Here is an 18502-nt window from a genome sequence, read left to right on the forward strand (position 1 = left end):
TCCATACACGCGCAGGCTGAGCGATCATCTGCGGTTGCGGATCATAGCGGACGAAATTCTACTCTGCCAGCAGTCTCACGCAGGCGACTCAGCGAAAACAGCTGGATTCATGAATTCGATCGTTCATTCCGAAGCAATCTTTACTCATTGGCCGCTGTCCGGGTACCAACCCCGAATCGGAAGCAATCGGACCTTCTCTCATTCTGGACCGATTGCTACCATCGATAGAGAACCGTTGTAGACTCAATTATCCCCTCAACGCGTTAACTGAGGGCAAAAACTTCCGGGGAAAGTTGTGGGATCACCGTCCAGGAAACGAAGTTGGCGAGCGGGAGCGACATCGAACAAGAACTCCCGAGCACGACCGAGCGCAGCAATTCCAATTGCGGCACTCGTCGGAATGATTGCTCTTGTGATCTGGCTTTGCCTGCCCAAACCCCAAACTCAAGTCGATCTCCTGATCATCGGTCAATCCGGGTCCATCGACGATGACGTTCTCAATCTGCCGATCAATCTTGATCTCAAAGAACTGACCGATGTCTTCGAGCGAGTGGCTGAGGCGTCGCCGGACTTTCACTTTCATCCGGTCGTGACTGCGGACGATCTGCAGAAACTCGAATCCTCTGAAGAACTTCATCCAAACGGGATCCTCATCGCCTTCGTCACCGGACATCAGGTGGCGATGAATGGAGCGAGCGGCGAAGCTGAACTGGGAATTCGCTTCTCCAACAGCCCGAACAAAATTCCATTCCAAGAGTTGATCGATCAACTCGCATCTCTCAAGACCGAACGCATCGTTTTACTGATGGACCTGTCTCATCAGTTTCCGGATCTTCGGATCGCCTCGGAGACCAACTTCGCGGTCGAACTGATCCAAGCGACACTGGACTCAGCTCAAGAGCGGTTTCCGGATCTCGAATTGACTCTCCTGACATCGACGGCCCCCGGTCAAATCAGCCAGCCGACGGTCGTCGAAGACGGGAATTCGTCAAAGCAGACCGATTGCCCTCAATTCGGCGGGACACTTTTCGCCTCTCAAGTCGCCGAAGCGTTCCGCAACGGCAAGCTTGAAACCGTCTCTGAACTCGTGGACTTTGTCACAGAAGAAGTCTCGAAGGCAGCAAGATCCTCGGGAGTACAACAAACCGTCGAAGTGTTTCAAGTCTCCAGTCAAGAGACGACCTCCGATCCTCAAGAGCTTCTGACTCACTCCTATGTTTATCCTTCGGATGAGAGTGAAACCACTGAAGACGAGACCGATTCCACCGAGAAGAAACCGGAACCCAACGATCAGGACGCACTCGCAGAAGGGAGTGATCCGAGTTTTGTGGAACGGCTCGCGACGCTCGAACAAGAACTGCGAGATCTCATAATTCTCGACCGCTCAAAATCTCTCACCGTCGGCAATTGGCGGACAGCGGATCAGCTGATTCGAGATGCTCAATATGTCCTGCGACACAACACCAACTTGAATCCGGAATACGAGGAACTCGTCGCCAGAAAAATTGACCAGTTGAATCGGCTGATTCAGCAAGTCAGTCCATCTCAGGCAGACCAAAGCAGCAGCCTCTTCTCCGGATGGATTCCAATCCTGAACCTGGAAGCCCCGGAGTCATCGAGTTCGTTCCAAACGGTCATGGAGCAAGTCATTGATGAAGGCCAAGGCGACGGGCGAGACCAGAAACTCTTCGAACAATTCGAGGACCTGAGCGCCCGAACCGCTCTCGTCTCTTCGCTCTTGAATTACTTTGAGTCACTGCGAGCCTTGGGGACGGCGAAGACGCCCGAAGAACTCCAGGAACTCGTCAATCTACAAACCAAATTGCAATCCTTCTTCTCGCGTTTCGGCGGAAAAACTGGCTGGCGATCAAGAGAATGGCCGCATCAGTTCCTCTTTCTGGATGAGGTTCTCAAGAACGCTCAGGAAAGCTGGACTCCGGAGCAATTCGCCACCATCGTCGATGTGCTGATGATGCGAACACGGTTGTTGCAGACCTCCATCGGGTTTGTTCCCGAAAGTAGCAAGGCAATTCATCAAAGCATCCACGCAGACATCGCACCGGACTTGAGTCAGGCACTGCGATCACTCACCGCCGCAGAACGCTGGTTGATCCTCGGTGGGAACAACTATCCTGTCGTCGCGACACTGGTTCAACGTGACGTTGAACAAACTCGTCGTCTGATGACTCAGATTGACCGTCAACTTCAGACCGAACTGGCAAAGAGGTCAGGCGAGGCGAAACAACGGTCTGAGATGCTCACCCTCAGCCTCTTGCTGGCCAAAAACTATGACGAGATGCTGTCGGAATCCGGAAGTGTGACGCCCCTGGCGAAATTGTCGAACTTCGACGGGTTCAGCGAAGACAACCTGACCCAGGCAACCGGATCACGTGTCTCGCGTGAAGATGCTCAAGAGTTTCTGGACTTACTCGATGGAGTGGACCGCCAGCGTGTTCGATCGAGTATCCGCTCAGAAGTCGAAAGACGATTGCCCCGGATCAATGCCTGCTGGCCCTTCGAACTTCGTGTTCGAGACCAATACTCCACAACAACTTCGGCACGACCGGTCATGTCAAGCTTCGCAGCGATCCGAATTCTCGACGAACTCGGCCTCGCTCCGGAGGACACGTTGAAGCTAAAACAAGATTGGAAGGAGTTCGTCGATGCAATTGCGAATGACGCTTCTTCTCAGCAATTGCTCGCCATCGAAGCAAAACTGCTCGACGGAATCAATTCCGGGTTCACTGAGGTTGAAGACAATCAGCTTTGGTCATTCGAAGACGCTGACGATTCGCTGGTTCAGGAACTCGTTGACGAAGATCTCCGCAGGCATGTCCAATTCGCCCCCACGATGTATGGCGTCGTCTATCGCGACAACTTCCCGAACTCCCGAATCGCAGATGAACCGTTTCAGTGGAGCGTCTCTGATCAGGTCATCATCGGAGATGATCAAATCGCAAGGATTCACGTCGACGCTCCTCAAGACAGCCGAGTGCTTGTCTACTCCGACGAACTGAAGCTCAACGTTCCTGGAGTCGAAGTAGTGACCTCGGAACCCTGGAACGAATTGACAAACGCTGAAGAAGAAGTGACGTTGCGGGCGAATCCCAATCAGTTTGACGGTGAAGCGTCTCCAATCGTGGCCCTCATATCTCCGGAAGGAATCGTTTACGGGCTGCAAACGGTTTCGACACGGGCAGGCTTCACTCCGTCCGGATGGAAACTGAGAATCTCGGCAAACGGCGTTCCCCTGAATTACGTCGATCTCAGTGATTCGAGAAAGCTTGTCGATTTTCCTCCAAATACAGGGAAAGAGCCTCTAGTCGTTCGCCTCGAACTGGAGAAGCCAGAGAACTCATTCGACGAAACCGTCAACGTCATGTTGTATTCGTTGGATGAGTCGCTCAAGCCACAATCGGCTTTATGGAACCAGCAACTCTCGCTGCAATTTCCGTCCGGGGAAAATCGAGTCGCTGTGCCACTCGTCCTTCCCGCTGAAGGTGAAAGTCCAGCACCTGAGACAGTGACCGAGACAAACCTGACGCGCGGCTTCGCAGTCGAAGTTCGACCGCAGCAATCATCCTCCAACAAGAGCGATGAATCGGTCTGGCTATCGATTGTGCCCCGATTTATTGACCCGGTTGATGTTCGAGATGGGGAATCAGGCGGATACGTCGAAATCGGAGAACCGAGCTACGATCGTCGTTTGCATCGACTCCAAATTCCCATTCGACGAAAACGCGACATCGCCCCCAACCTCTTTCCTCCCAAAGCGATTCCGGTTCAACTCAATCTCTCAACCGGTTTGCGAAGCTATCTCTTGAAAGAACCTCCCGCTCTCCCCACTGTCCCTGAGGAGGGGTATACGCTCGTCGCTGACTTTGGTCCCGAAGTCGAGCAGTTTATCGAAACAACCGACGAACAGGATTTGGAATTCGGACTCAACATTGCCGGGCTGAATCATCTCGTCCAATGGCGTGTTTCCCGATCCGGCGGACTCGTACAACTCGGCAGCCTCAATAACCGCCCGGAAATTCGGACAGCCCTCTCATTTCAGACTCCAGAAGGAAGCCAAACACGCCTGGAAGTCGTGGACGGAACGAACGTCATCGTCTTGTCGGGTGCGAATGGAGAGAAACAGTCCGTGCAATTCGTCCTGGAACCCTCCATCTGGTATCAACCCTTCACCGCCGACACGCTTTTGCCATCTGAACGCAAAGTCAACTACAACATCCGGCTCGTTCCAGAAGGTCAAAACAGCCTGCCGCTGCGGAACTTCGCGCTCACCGACCGCTTTGCAAGAACGGTCATTGCGGCTCCGGGGCCAGAATCGACATGGCTCGTCAAAACAACCTCAGCCAATGTGGAACTGGTCACGCCCGTCCTCAACGACTTCGGACTCGGCGAAGGGCTGTATGAGTTTCAATCGACACTCACCCCCGTCAACGGCGATGTCCCCATCGCCAGCACAACGTCCCGACTGATTGTGGATGCCACCGGCCCCGAAATCAGATGGGACAATGCCCCAGAAGAGTTTGACGTCCAGAAGGGTATTCGCGGAGTTCTGAGAGTCTCTGATCCGCAAACAGGAATCGAGACCGTCACCATCCAAGCCACTCCTGAAGTATCAGTCCCTGCCCGATTGCGGCCTCGTGGAAACTCATCCAATGCCGAACAGCTTGCCGAGTTTGTGATTCCTTCGAGCCTCCTTCCAGAGATTCCTCCATCGACACGAATACAGCGGAAGCCATTGAAGCTAAAGATCATTGCCACCAACCGCGTCGGAACGAGTTCCACACTCGAACAACCGGTCACGCTCGTGCAAAGGTCGATGAAAGCCAAAGAACCAGACAATTCTCCAAAATTCCGTGACCTGACAATCACAATTTCAAGCAACAGTTTCTTCGATGTGACACTCACCGGCCCCAATGGAGCTCCGATTGGAACGAAGGCCAAACAGAAGAAGTCGGTCACCTTCCCCAAACTGGAAGAGGGAACTTATCAGGTGACCTGGACCAACCTTTATTCGGGTGGCTCCGGAGGACCGAAGGAAGTGGACCTCAAAGTTCCCGGCCCGGATTTGCCGCCACAAACAGTAACGATTCCCTGACCGAACCACAGATGAACGCGGTCAGTCGACACCCTCTTAAAATGCGAACATTCCCCAAGTTGGACAATTGAGATGTTTTCGAGGTTGCTTTCATGGTTTCGATGGATCTTCGGAGTGGTCCCGAAGTCGGCTGTCGGATCGGTTCTGATCTTTCGCATTGTGCATTACACGCTCGTCGTGCTGATTGCACTGATTCTCGGCTGGTTCACTCCGCAGATTCAGCAATGGACTCAGCTGCCTGTCATGGGCCACGGCCGGTTAGAGTGGGTCAACGACTACTGGTGTGGAATTGTCTTTCTGCTCGGGTACGCCATCGTTCGGGTCATCCTCTATTTGCTCGAAATCCTCGGAATCGAAGAAGAGGGCGAATTCTCCGACATCGAACGCCCATGGCGAGAAGCCATTGCCGAACTCGAAGCGGAGGGGCTTCCCATCGACGAACTTCCTCTGTTCATCATCAACGGACTGACTCCCCAGCAGGAGCGAAGCGTCTTTCTGGAAGCATCCGGAATTGATTGGCAAGTCATCTCACCGTCACAGAACGAATCAAAATCCCCACTCCGTGTTTACGCTTATTCGGAAGGAATCTTTGTCTCGTGCGTCGGAGTCGGTGCTGTCAGCTGTCAGCAGGGAAAAGTCGTTCCAGTCTCTGCAGGGGGAACTCCAACCTCTGCTCCGCCGTCGAACATCGGGAACCGCACGATCGTGGCTGGTGAGATTTCCAATATCATGGATTCAGCCAAGGCAGGCACAGGAACTGCGAAGTCCGTTGGACAAGCTCCTCCTTCCATTCCGACGGGCACCGCACCGAGCGGAACGATGCCGAGTGCCGCCATGCAGCCTCCCGCTCGCACCGGTGGAACGCTTCGATCGATTGGATCAGCACTCGCTAAAGCGACGATGACTCCCGGAGGAATGAAAGCCGCCATGCAGTCTTTCTCTGGAGGCGCAGCGGAACGCAAAGGATACGGGAAAAAACAGGTCGCACCGATCGACACTGTCGAATCAGAAGTCGCTCAGCGACGCATGGACTTCTTCTGCGAACTCATCAATGAGTCGCGGTTTCCCTATTGTCCGATCAATGGACTGCTGCAGGTAATCCCGATCTCCTGGACCACTTCCACAGATCAAGCCCGCAAACTCGCGCCCGCTGTTCGAATCGATCTCGAAACAATTCACGAATCGCTTCACCTTCAATTTCCGGTCACTGTCGCCTTCTCCGAACTCGACTCGTTGCCGGGCTTGAAGGAATACATGATTCGCGTGGAACGGATTCAACCGGGAATCCGCCAATCTCGAGCTGGTTCCCGATTTGCCACCGGAGCAGTGATCGATGCCAGCAGCATGGACTGGTTGCTCGATCGTTCCATGAACTGGTTCCGGGGATGGACATACACTGCCTTCTCCGCAGATATCAATGCGAAGGACAATCTCAAACTCTTCCACATGTTGTGCTCAATCCGCGAACGACGCGACGCGATGACCGTTCTCCTTCGAGAAAGTTTCTCCCAGCTGACCGAGCCCGAATGCCGTCTCGCGGGATGTTACTTCTTTGCGACCGGAGAAGGCGCAACCGAGCAAGGATTCATTCGCGGTGTTCTCGACCGAATGGTCGAAACGGAAGGTGATGTGGCATGGTCTCCGGATCTTGCCCACACCATCAGCCGCAACAAGACATACTCAAACCTGTTGATTGCTTCGTCAGTCGTGATGGGAGCGGTCAATGCGTTTCTCGTTTATCAACTGCTCGGCGACTAAATTAGTTTTGGAAATGGACTTCGCGAGTTCGCACAGGCAAACACAAAATTGCTTTGCGTGAGCGAAACTCAATCGCGGGTTGAAGACATCATCGGTCTCGAGCGATCGATGATTCTCAAGTTGCAGGATGGTTGTTGGAATCATGGCAGTAGGAAAGGTTCACGATGAGTTCTTCCGGAAAGCGTAATTGGCGAGGCGGAAAACCCTCATCGTCTCCTCCTCCTGCTTCATCTTCCTCTTCCCCCAGTGCACGCAGAAACTGGAGATCTCAGAAGACCGCCCGCGCAGGCCGGAAGAATTCGACTAATAGGCGAATGCCGCGACTCATCGGCGCAAGTATCGCTCTGTTGGCGCTATTCGTCCTTGCTGTTCTGCTTTGGCGACGGGCTGACCGAGTCCATACTCATTTCACAGTGATCGACCCAACCAGCAACCGGTCAGAAGAGTCTTCCGTCTCCATTGAGTTCCCCGACAATCAATCCGAATCCAATTACTTCACCGTCGGAAACCACTTCACGAAACACGTTCAATCAGTGCCTGATGTCGTTCCACTGGAAGAAGTGGGGCGAGCCATACAGGAAGTTGCGGTCATCTATCTACGTCCGACATCTGCCCGAATTCACGGGTTGGATCCCTTCAGATCCGATGAAGCAATTCAGGACTTGAAGACTCAACTGTCCGAGTTTGAGCAGGATCATCTCAAACTGGTCTTCATCGACTACAACAGCGTTGAGTCAGACTGGAGATGGGGATTCTTTGGCGAATCACCTCGCGAAGACGAATTCTCGTGGGCTGCCGAAATTCCAAATACGATCGTTGTCGTCTCGACAAGAGCGACTGAAAAAAGCTGGCCAGCGAGTCTCCCCGATTGGGGGGGAACCATCTTCGAAAGAATCGTCGAACAGGCGTTTTCGTCAGCGGCAGATTCGAACCAAGACAGACAATTGACTGTGAATGAAGTCCTCGATTTCATCACAACTCAAACTAATAGTCTCGTGTCCACTCGCCGAGATTTCACCGGACAAACCGTCCAGATTTTCCCACCGATTGATTCACTAGATTCCGGCGAAGAAAGCCAGGAGACGCCGCTCGGAGAACTTGTCGTACTCAAGTCTCCACCTCCACCGATCCCACGAGAAGCAAGCCCCTCAGACCTTCAACAGATTTCCAAAGTTCAACAACAAATTGCTGAGCTATGGGATCGACTCAATAAGGTTTCAAGCCAACGACTGGTTGACCCAATTCGCTGGCAATCGACGATCGCACAAATTCGGCAGGCTCAAACATACTTGCAAACCGGTCACGTCAACGACTTGCAGGAAAAATTTGATCGCATCATCGACTCGCTTCAAGCGCTCGAAACGAATGCGACGTCTAATCCTTCATTGAAGCTGCAACTCCCCCGGCAGGACTTGCTCTCGGAAAGCTCGACAGTTGACGATTGGTCATCCATCTGGGCATTCACTGAGTTGACGGATCTGAATGCGACTGAAATCGCAGCCGAAGCGATTCTGAAAAAGACGCTGGAGCAGTACCCATTTCAGGCGACTTCAACCATCGGTCCGACAGCCTCGGAACAACAACAAATCGTGGATGCACGTCGTCAAATCGAACAGGTCGCGGCACTCACCTTCGGTTGTCAAGAAGATCTCTCCAACCTCGTCTTGTCTGTCCAACAGATGCTCCTCGAATCGGAAGACCTGATTTTTCTCAATGAAAAGAGTGGCAGCCCAACACGTTCGACACGAACAGCAATCCGTGATCGAGCACTACTTCTTAACCGACAAATCGAAGACTATGTCCGCTGGTCGGTCCGGGCCTCCAAGCTGGAGCGAGAAGTTCTGAACGAAGTCGACAACTACGCCCATTGGGCAGCGACGGCTCCCGGAACACAGCCCGCGAACCAGGCAAGGCTCATCGCGGCAATTTTGGATCGAGACGGAACAGCGACCCTTGAAGCACCCAACGATACAGAACGGTTTCAGGCGGCCTGTGTCCAACTCTTCACCCGGTTAGAAACACTGCTGACTCTGCACTTGCAACTCACGAGCGCTCCGTTTGCGGACCTTCAAGAACTCTCAAATGCTGCTCAGAAATTGCAGACAGCCTACGAAGATCTTCACAATGCTCGTGAGGCTGTTGAAACGATGTCGAAGGGTCTTCTCAACCAACCTGCACCGGGCAGTTCGGTCGAAAAGTGGCAACAGGCTCGCAGCCTCCGCTGGGCACCTGTCCTTGAGAGTTCACTTCGAACGAAGATTTTCGAAATGGGATTCGATCCGATTTCTGAAGTCAATGACACTGACGAATTGGAAGCAGACAAACCCGGCGACAACAGCGGCGCACTCGCTCAGTGGAAGAAAGACGTCCTCTGGGAATCGGTGTGGGCTCTTCGAATTCATGACTGCCTGGCAACGGTTCTCCCCGATGAAGACGAATCAGAAACCGAACAAGACACAGTTCGAACCGCCTGGATCGCCTTACAGAATGAAGACTCCCCAATCGCAATCCCTCGTCGTCTCGATGATCTCAGCTCTGCAGTGATCGACCATTGGGCCGAGTGTCGGGAGTTTGTTCGAATCGCGCATTCACGCTCAAGTGAAACGATGGATCAATACTCCTTAAAGCTCTTGAAGGCGGATCTCGCTTCGCGATTTCTGTCTGACAGCGACTACGATCTCATTGATCTACATCGTCAAATCACGCAACAACTGGCGATCGTTTCCGGATTGCGAACGGCACTGCTTCAGGCGGATCGGGCCATCCTCAGCCAGTGGATTCTGCAGGATTCACTGGGCAAAGAATGGATCGATCCGAGTCGGGTCACCATTCGTGATCAAGACAAATGGTTCCACCGGGTGACACAGTTTTGGATCGAAGAGGCAGAACGTCTGCTCAAACAGGGAGGAATGCAGGATGAGAACGCAATCGTTCAAGAACGTTCCGATCGCCTGAAAGCCTGCCACGGATGGTCTCTCACAGAAAATCTCCCCGAACTGGGATCGATGCGTTTTCCATATCAACAGAACGAAATCACTGCGACGTGGAACATCACCGTCGACAATCCACCTCCCGATCTCGGGACCATGGCCATCAATCTTGTCACCGCGCAAACAGCAGACGGTGCAGATATTGAAGTGATCCCCTCGCAAGTTGCGTTGGATTTGAAGTCTCCAGAAGTCTCAAGCCCTATTGAGATCAGACGCCAACAGCAAGAGGCGGGCGATGACTGTCAGCCGCTCAGGTATCTCACCGGTGTGTTTTATCGAGGAACAGCTTTCCGCACTCCGTCTTTGACGATCGACCCCTGCCCCGCGAGAGAAACTCATCAGGAATTCATCGCTCAGTTGGCTCCTCCGACGTTGAGAGTCACGGGAGAAGATGTGCGTCCAGTGATGTTCGTCCTCGACTGGTCATTCAGCATGCAGGAGAAAGACCGCGATGTCGCTGCCCTGAACGCTCTGCAGGGAATCATCACCCAATCGCAGGCAACAGGTGGACAGATCATCTCAGATCAGGCGAAAGTGGGACTGGTCATTTACGGACATCGAATCGGGGCGCAAGGTGTCAACGAAAGCTATGTCAACTTCGCAGCCCGATTTCGAAATCAGACCGTCGAAGACGTTTCGCAAGCCCTATCGCGGGTCCGAGACCCACTCGACGACGCCCGCGCAGAACTTGCTCCTCGACGACTCGAAGTTGGTCGAGACGATTTTCTTCAAGTCATTCGACAGTTTCGCGACATTCCCCCATTCGGTTCGACTCCGCTTGGACAGGGGATTGTTGAAGCTGCGAAGGAACTCGAAGAGCTGGGTGATGAAGGCGGACTGGTGTGCGTCATCACGGATGGAGCCCCCCGCGATCTCGGAAAGGTCGAGAACATTCTCTCCGCTTCACAGCTGAACAGCTGGACTCCTCGGCAGGTCCGCGATCTTCAGAACAAGCTGGACGATCGAGCAGCCAGCGTCAGGAATTATCTGTCAAACGATCACATCAGCGCAGTGATTCTGGCTCTGGACTTTCAGGAAGGAGCCGAAGAATTCCAAACGCTGGAGAGCATCTTCGGTCCCGATGGGCTGAACGTGCGAATTGAAAACGTTTCCAGTCAGGCAGATCCTCGGGTCCGTCAATTGCAGGAAGTCATCGCTTCGGAATTGAAGCCACGACAGTTCACCGTCGAGACCTCTCAAGGTGTCGCAATCGGAAGCTTCGAACTCGGCGAAACGGTCAGAAACCTCGAAATCGACAAAGAATATGTCGTCAAATTCGGACAGTTCGAGCCTCAACGGTTTCGCGTCTCACCCGGCGATCAGCTGGAATTCAGCTTGAATTGGGAAACTCAGAAGCTCGATGTCGAGCGAGACTTCGACCGCTCCAGTCGTTCTCCGTCGATCGCTCTTGATCGAAATCTCCCACGAACTCTGCCGACAATTTTGCGGGCCGATGCGTCCATGTTGGGCACTCCGTCCAACGGGGAAGTTCGCTGTGAAATCCAAATCATGCTCGATCACGCTGAGCGCGAGCGCGTCGTCCAGCGACCAGAAGAAATCGAATTCGAATTCCAGGCGATCGGACAAAACGGTTACATCCCCGATCGAGTCCGCATTGAGTCGAATTCGCAGTTCGGGGCTCCCGGCTGGACAGCCCTCCTCGATCCATGGCCGAGCAACCGCGGAATCGACATTCACAGCTGGTGGAAGATGACTCGGACACCTCCCGACCAGATTCTGAGCTTATCAAGCCTGTCACAAGCGTCCTCGGCGAACCAGACAGTCGTGATCGGAGACGGGGCCGTTCCTGAGTGCCGTTTCTGGAATGCCTATACGGTCCAAGATGGTCGGCAGATTTACGAAGTTCACCTTGAACCGGTCGACGCCAGCCAGTTCGAGGCAGTCAAAGATCTCCGGATTGAAATCGGTTCGGCGCGAATTCTGAACGACCGGAATTCGTTTGTTCACGAGAGAGTCGACCACGAAGTGACCATTGTGGAATCGGGAATTGTCGTGCACTCATTCCTCTATCCAAGAAACGCGAGTCCCCAATTCGACGAGAAAGTTCTCGCAATCACGACCGCAGAATCACGAAGAGAGGATGCCTTCTCGGCAACCGTCAAGGTGACGCGACTGCACTGATTTCGAAGCTGAATTCGAAACCAGTGAAGCGGACTCTCCAACAGTTTGGCAGTGCGGTCACATCGACAGAGCGGTAACAGCCCCGACCGCTGCATTGCGATATCAAGATCTACGGTTCGAGCGTTTGTCGTCCAAAGTCTCCTCTGGCGAGAGAAGATGCCAGAGGAGCTGTGATCACCGGGAAGACAACTCAGTTGCTTCCATCAAATCTTTGCAGCCACACGAACTTGCTGATGCCAATAGACAGTTCAATTGCTCGTGCGTTTCACCGCAACCCCGAGAAAATGCTCTAAATTCCAGGCTCAGGAGCTTCATCAGCGGCCTGCTCGTCGTCTGAGGCCATTTCTGGAAGAATTGGTCGACGCTCAGGATGAGCATGAAAGATTGGGAACTCAGCTTGAATTTCACGAATTCCCAGTACCAGCCCTCCAGAGCTTGAAACCACAATTCGGTCTGTGCGTTCATTCACAACGCGATTCGGGAAATCACGCATCGCGACTTTGCCGATCACAGTTCCGTCTTCACGGTTTAAGATGAGCAGGTTCCCGTTGAAGTCAGACGCGTAAACCCGTGTGTCGCTGGCACTGATGAACTGGGTGGCTTGTGGCTGATTCCAAAGAACGCGACCACTTTCCAGATACAAAGCAAACATCCCTTTTCGATTCGGAATGATGTAAACATGATTTCCGACTGCGGTCGGTCGCTGATTCATGATCGAGCCGCTTGAGAACGTCCATCGTGTTCGTCCGTTCGACTGGTTCAAGCAGAACAAGCGAGAATTTTCATCCGCCACGAGAACGTACTCACCAATGCTTCCAAGTGGAGTGGTGATTCGTGCATCGGTCTCGAACTGGAACTTCAGTTCTTTATTCAGATCGGACAACCCGTAAACCGTTCCGCGTTCGCTGGCAAAGAGAACCGTGTTGCCCGAATGAATTGGTGGAGAGATGATTCGCTTCGGAGTTTTGAATCGCCACTCTCGGGACATCAGAGACCAGCGTGGCAGCAAGTTCTCTTGGTGAAGTTCCCGGACCTTTCGCAAATTGAAAGCGTACACACTTCCTTCGACAGTCCCGATGAACACTTGAGTGTCACTGACTGTCGGGGAAGCAGATGGAAACTGGGGAGACCGCAATTCCCAAAGCAGTTCTCCGTTGAGTTTGTCGAATGAGTGCACGTGCATCCCACTGGCGACGAGCAGCTCGCGTTCGTTCGACTGGGTCGGAAAAGACCGCTGATCAGCGACTCCGACGAGTGTTGACCAGATTCTCCGACCGGTTTCCCCGTTGAATGTCGTCAAAATCCCGGAGGTCGACTGCAGGTACACATTTTGTTCATCGGAGGTGACATGAAGAATGGTGTTCCGTCGGGCGTCGTTGATCGCCTGCCCCCACCAAGCCAGCGTCAAACCATAGCGGTTCAACTCAGTTTCCTTTGGCATTCCCTCAAGGGTCTGTGCGTTCAGGGAGTTTCCGCCGAGGAGCAGAACGGCGACCAGAAGTACCTGTCGCGTAAGCTTCGTCATTGTGGAGGCCTTAGGTGTGATTCAACGAAATGCAATGAACAGTCAGAATCAATATCCATCCCAGAATAGGATTCTCGATTGGAACGTTGAATGTCGCCTGAAGTCAGAAGCCTTCCAGTTTCGCAGGCAGACAACCAATCAGGCTGAGGCTCTGGACAGTCGCCAGAGTACGCTCATCAACGCTGATTGTTGAATAATGTAACAGCTGACTCGATGCAAACGCACGAGAGATCCGCCATTCTTTCGCTCTAATCGTCGATTCTTTGTCGTCCACATCGATTTGTTTGCCCCAGCCCGAAGAGCTTTGCTCAAGTGATGTGGATGTCTCCGGGAGAATCGATTCTACAAGCAGCGCATAACTGGAATTCTCGGATCGATTCGAACAACCGGACTCAGATGACCTACAGATTCCCCGCTGAACGGATGACGTTCTTGCTTGCGATTCCAGCGAAGACTGTTTCTATTCGACACCAACTCCATAAAATTGATATTCCCGAATTCCTCACGAAATCGCAATCGGACGAGATCGGATCGTCTCTATCGAATGAAAGGACAGGCGGCACCTATGAAAGCGGCAGTCATTCAACAACCTGGAACCCCGGATGTTTTTCAGGTCAGTGAAGTTCCCAGCCCATCCTGCGGTCCGACCGAAATCCTGGTAAAGATCGCTTACTCCGCCGTGAACCCGATCGATACCTACTTTCGCAGCGGGGCGATCGAAGTTCCCGGTCCATTTCCGCTCATTCTGGGATGTGATTTCGCGGGAACTGTCGAAGAAGTGGGGCCGAATGTCACCAGATTTCAGGTCGGAGATCGTGTTTGGGGAAGTAATCAGGGACTGTTCGGACAACCAGGAACGCTCGCAGAGCAAGTGGCTGTCGACGAGAAGTGGGCCTATCACACGCCCGAAAAGATGAGTGATCAGGACGCCGCAGCCGGTGCACTGACCGGAATCACTGCCCAACTCGGGTTGTTTCTGCATGGTCGACTGCAGTCGGGGGAAACGGTCTTCGTGAACGGCGGAACAGGCGGAGTCGGTTCGATGGTGATTCAGTTCGCCAAAGCGGCCGGAGCGAAGGTCGTCACGACTGCCGGGGCCGAAGAGAAACAGAAGCTTGCCCGTGAACTCGGGGCGGATGTTGTCCTCGATTATCGGTCCGAACAACTGGAGAACGAGTTGCGCGACGCATCTGCGTCAACTGGAGGCTTCGATATCTGGTGGGAGACTCAACGAGAACCGAATCTTCCAATGGCGATTCTAGTGATGAAAAAACGTGGTCGAATCATTCTCATGGCTGGGCGCGAAGCTCAACCTCAGTTTCCTCTCGGTCCATTCTATGTGAGCGACCTGCAGATGATTGGATTCGCAATGTTCAACGCCAGTGCTGAGGAACAGCGAGACTGCGCGGAGAGAATGAATTCGATGTGGTCAGAAGGAAAGTGGAAGCCGATCATCGGTCAAACATTCTCACTCGACGATGTCTCGAGTGCACATCAATTGCAGGAAGACAACACTCTTGGGAAAACTCACACCCTGACCGGGAAGATTCTTATTGAGATTTGACGTATTTATCGAATCGTCTCCCGCGAGGACATTGTTTAGTTGGATGCGAATGAATCGCACGTGAGACTGAACGAACGCTCCGGTCACACGGTTCCTGACTCAGCGTTTATGCAGAAGTCAGCCAATTCGCAGAGACCGGAACCATTTCAAATCATCCCGCCAGGGATCACCCAATCAACGCTACTGAAAAGACCTTTACTGAAAAGAAAAAGAAGTCATGACTGTCCCTGAATTCATGCGTGCGAAGTCCCAAGGCCGAAAGCTCTCCGTGCTGACGGCTTATGATTCTCTCTGGGCAACGATCCTGGAGGAATCGGGAATCGATGCCATTCTCGTGGGTGACACACTAGGAATGGTCGTGCAAGGGAAACAAACGACACTTCCCGTCACACTTGAGCAAATCATCTACCATGGCGAAATCGTAGCGAGGTGTGCTCCGAAGACACTTGTCATCGTCGACCTCCCGTTTATGAGTTATCAGGTCAGCTCACGTCAGGCCGTTCGCAATGCCGGAAAAATTCTGAAAGAAACCGGTGCTCAGGCTGTAAAACTTGAAGGGGGAATCAATCAGTCCAAAACGATTTCTCGACTTGCGGATTGTGACCTGTCCGTAATGGCTCATGTCGGAATGCGTCCCCAATCGGTTCATAAACTCGGGAAGATGTCTGCCATTCAACGAGACGCGAAAGCGCTGCTCGCAGACGCAAAAGCTGCTGAAGACTCCGGGGCCTTTTCCGTTGTTCTTGAACTTGTGCCTGCCGAAATCGCCCAGGAAGTCACAGACACACTCTCGATTCCGACAATCGGAATCGGAGCCGGAGCTGGCTGCGATGGTCAGGTTCTCGTCACCCCTGACATGTTCGGCCTTTCCGGGTTTCAACCGAAATTCGTCAAGAAGTATGTCGACCTGAAAAAACTCGCTGTGGAAGCGACGAAACAGTACATGACAGAAGTTCAGGAAGGTCAATTCCCGGACGACGCTCACAGCCACAAATAGCGTTCATTCCGAGTTTTGACTTCTACGAATTCATTCCCTCCCCCAATCTCTTTGCGAGCCTGACATGAGAAGAATCTGGACCAGCGCCTCACCACTATTCCTCTGTGTGATTGTCTTGACCGGTTGGGCCTCGAAACATGTCGTTGCTCAGGAACGTCCGAACATCCTCTGGATTTTTGTCGACGATCAGTCTCGGCATTACGGATTCAACGGAGAATCTCTCGTCGACACTCCGACGATGGACCGGCTTGCCGCTGAAAGTACAGTCTTCACGAATACCGTCGTCACCGCGCCGGTCTGTTCAACATCACGTTCCTCGCTGATTACCGGGATGTATCAGACATCCATTGGTGCACATCACCATCGCAGTGGACGTGGAACCGAAAAAATACATCTGCCTGATCATGTCCGAATGATCCCGGAATATCTTCAAGAGGCGGGATACTTCACGTCACTCGGGACAGCGACAACAGCCGCATCAGCATCTCCTGCACGACGACTCGGAAAGTCAGATTACAATTTCGAATGGGACGAAAGCGTTTACGATTCGAGCGACTGGAGCGGTCGTGAACCGGGGCAACCATTCTTTGCACAGGTGATGTTGCTCGGGGGAAAAGCGAGGCAGCAAGCACGCAAGTCAAAAGACATTCCGCACGTTGCCGTCGACGATGTAACCCTGCCGCCGTATTACCCGGATCACCCGGTCATCCGAGAAGACTGGGCTGCTTACCTCGATACGTTCACACTCGTCGATCGAGAAGTTGAAGCGATCGTCGATCGGCTTGCTAAAGATGGAGATTTGCAAAACACGATTATCTTCTTTCTGACCGATCACGGCGTCAGTCATGCTCGCGGAAAGCAGTATTGCACCGACGAAGGTGTCATGGTGCCTTTCTTCGTCTACGGCCCCGGTCGAATCGACGCTCGCATCGAACGCGACGAAATGGTGGCACATATTGATGTCGCCGCTTCCACGCTGTTCTTCGCGGGAGTTACTATTCCCGATCACATGGAAGCTCGTCCGCTCTTTGGCCCCGACGCCAGCCCTCGTGAGTACGTCGTTTCAGCGAGAGACCGATGTGACGAGACTTACGATCGAATTCGAAGCGTCCGCACTCAATCGATGAAGTACATCCGGAACGGATACCCGCAGCGACCGCACCTGCTCCCTAACGTCTACAAAGATCAGAAGGAGATTTACCAGGCTCTTCGGGAATGGCATCAGGCTGGCAAACTCAATGCACTCCAGGAAACTCTCTTGTTTTCAGAGACTCGCCCGGAGGAAGAGTTGTACGATCTTGCGAAGGATCCTTGGGAACTCAACAACCTCGCCGATTCCGCGGAATATCAATCGCAACTGCGAGAGATGAGCGGCTTGCTTGATCAGTGGATCGAAGAGACCGGCGATCATGGTCAGGAAGTTGAACCGATGGAAATGTACGACAGCGACATGGCAGTCTACCTTCAGTCGATGACCAACAGAAAACCGGAACGACTTCCGCTCATTCAAAAGAACATCGACCAGATGAAACGCTGGTGGCGGGAAGGAAAATAACATCTGTCAGATGCTACATTCCCCACAGCCACCCAATCGTTTCCTCGACTGAGTCTTACTTCTTCGAACCCTGTTCGGAAAGGCGTCTCTGGAAGGATTCCCCTTCGAGTCGATACTCCGGCGGAACAGGTCGGTTTGAACTGCCAAATCCCTGGGCGGCGTCTCGTTCCTGATCGCCGCCATCTCGCCGCTCTCCTGAGGATTGATAGTCGATTCCTCTCAACAGGGTTTCGAATTGACGCCGCTGCGCCTGCGAATCCGGAGACTGATCTGTCCCCGGATCTGCGAGGCGTTGCTCCAGCCGATCCAGAAAACGATCCAGTTCTTCCGGAGTGAACTGCGTATTCTCCAGCAGATCTTCGGGCTTCTCTCCTCGTGAGAGTCGTTCTCGAAGTTTTTTCAGTGCCAGTTCCGTAGCTCGTTTTCGATTCTCCAAGTCAGCTTGTTCCGGAGTCAAAGGCTCGGGCGAAGCGTCTCCCTGTTCTCCATAATCAGGGGAGCGCTGTCCTGCATTTGTTCCTCCACCTCCTCGCGAAGACCCATCCTGAGAACCGGAACCGAGCTCACTGCTCTGACTCGAATCTCCTCCTTCGGTACTCTGCCCGGACTGTCCTTCTCCCGGTTGACCTTCTCCCGGTTGACCTTCAGATGGTTGACCTTCAGATGGTTGTCCCTCAGATGGTTGTCCCTCAGATGGTTGTCCCTCAGATGGTTGTCCCTCAGATGGTTGTCCCTCAGATGGTTGTCCCTCAGATGGTTGTCCCTCAGATGGTTGTCCCTCAGATGGTTGTCCCTCAGATGGTTGTCCCTCAGATGGTTGTCCCTCAGATGGTTGTCCCTCAGATGGTTGTCCCTCAGATG

8 protein-coding genes and 1 pseudogene are annotated in these 18502 nt (G+C 53.1%); 7 read left to right on the forward strand and 2 right to left on the reverse strand.

The genetic code is table 11. From position 1 onward, the window contains the following. The first annotated feature begins 400 nt into the window (after nt 1-400). The 3 genes from KOR42_RS21850 to KOR42_RS21860 all read left to right on the forward strand — a co-directional run bounded on the left by KOR42_RS21850 (nt 401) and on the right by KOR42_RS21860 (nt 12000). The gene (locus KOR42_RS21850) at nt 401-5110 is read left to right on the forward strand and encodes a hypothetical protein (RefSeq protein ID WP_146511965.1); all 4710 of its coding nucleotides are present in this window, start codon (nt 401-403) and stop codon (nt 5108-5110) included. 72 nt (nt 5111-5182) lie between these two features. After that, nucleotides 5183-6868: a type VI secretion protein IcmF/TssM N-terminal domain-containing protein gene (locus KOR42_RS21855; RefSeq protein WP_146511966.1), complete on the forward strand. Its 1686-nt coding sequence runs from the start codon at nt 5183-5185 to the stop codon at nt 6866-6868. Between the two features lie 314 nt (nt 6869-7182). Beyond that, the gene (locus KOR42_RS21860) at nt 7183-12000 is read left to right on the forward strand and encodes a hypothetical protein (RefSeq protein WP_231741071.1); all 4818 of its coding nucleotides are present in this window, start codon (nt 7183-7185) and stop codon (nt 11998-12000) included. 289 nt (nt 12001-12289) lie between these two features. On the opposite strand, the gene KOR42_RS21865 is transcribed toward KOR42_RS21860, so the two are convergent. Beyond that, the gene (locus tag KOR42_RS21865; protein ID WP_146511968.1) at nt 12290-13525 is read right to left on the reverse strand and encodes an outer membrane protein assembly factor BamB family protein; all 1236 of its coding nucleotides are present in this window, start codon (nt 13523-13525) and stop codon (nt 12290-12292) included. A 565-nt stretch (nt 13526-14090) separates the two neighbouring features. Here KOR42_RS21865 and KOR42_RS21870 point away from each other — a divergent pair. The 3 genes from KOR42_RS21870 (at nt 14091) to KOR42_RS21880 (ending at nt 17641) form a co-directional block, all read left to right on the forward strand. After that, nucleotides 14091-15089 carry a quinone oxidoreductase family protein gene (locus KOR42_RS21870; protein ID WP_146511969.1) on the forward strand — a complete coding sequence of 333 codons (999 nt, stop codon included), beginning with the start codon at nt 14091-14093 and terminating at the stop codon, nt 15087-15089. Nucleotides 15090-15306: 217 nt separating this feature from the next. Beyond that, entirely contained in the window at nt 15307-16086 is a 780-nt protein-coding gene (panB, locus tag KOR42_RS21875; protein WP_146511970.1) for a 3-methyl-2-oxobutanoate hydroxymethyltransferase, read from the forward strand. A gap of 64 nt (nt 16087-16150) precedes the next feature. After that, nucleotides 16151-17641: a sulfatase family protein gene (locus tag KOR42_RS21880; RefSeq protein ID WP_146511971.1), complete on the forward strand. Its 1491-nt coding sequence runs from the start codon at nt 16151-16153 to the stop codon at nt 17639-17641. Between the two features lie 55 nt (nt 17642-17696). On the opposite strand, the gene KOR42_RS21885 is transcribed toward KOR42_RS21880, so the two are convergent. Further along, a complete protein-coding gene (locus KOR42_RS21885; protein ID WP_146511972.1) occupies nt 17697-18077 on the reverse strand; it encodes a hypothetical protein in 381 nt (126 codons plus the stop codon). A 337-nt stretch (nt 18078-18414) separates the two neighbouring features. Here KOR42_RS21885 and KOR42_RS27930 point away from each other — a divergent pair. Next, nucleotides 18415-18502, forward strand: a pseudogene (locus tag KOR42_RS27930) (DUF1684 domain-containing protein); the annotation flags it as partial.

The organism is Thalassoglobus neptunius (assembly GCF_007859735.1).
Lineage (GTDB): Bacteria > Planctomycetota > Planctomycetia > Planctomycetales > Planctomycetaceae > Thalassoglobus > Thalassoglobus neptunius.

Bases quoted from the DNA above. Each gene is read 5' to 3' on its own strand.
- KOR42_RS21880 (WP_146511971.1), top strand. From the start codon at position 16,151: ATGAGAAGAATCTGGACCAGCGCCTCACCACTATTCCTCTGTGTGATT.
- panB (WP_146511970.1), top strand. From the start codon at position 15,307: ATGACTGTCCCTGAATTCATGCGTGCGAAGTCCCAAGGCCGAAAGCTC.
- KOR42_RS21870 (WP_146511969.1), top strand. From the start codon at position 14,091: ATGAAAGCGGCAGTCATTCAACAACCTGGAACCCCGGATGTTTTTCAG.
- KOR42_RS21850 (WP_146511965.1), top strand. From the start codon at position 401: ATGATTGCTCTTGTGATCTGGCTTTGCCTGCCCAAACCCCAAACTCAA.
- KOR42_RS21855 (WP_146511966.1), top strand. From the start codon at position 5,183: ATGTTTTCGAGGTTGCTTTCATGGTTTCGATGGATCTTCGGAGTGGTC.
- KOR42_RS21865 (WP_146511968.1), bottom strand. From the start codon at position 13,525: ATGACGAAGCTTACGCGACAGGTACTTCTGGTCGCCGTTCTGCTCCTC.
- KOR42_RS21860 (WP_231741071.1), top strand. From the start codon at position 7,183: ATGCCGCGACTCATCGGCGCAAGTATCGCTCTGTTGGCGCTATTCGTC.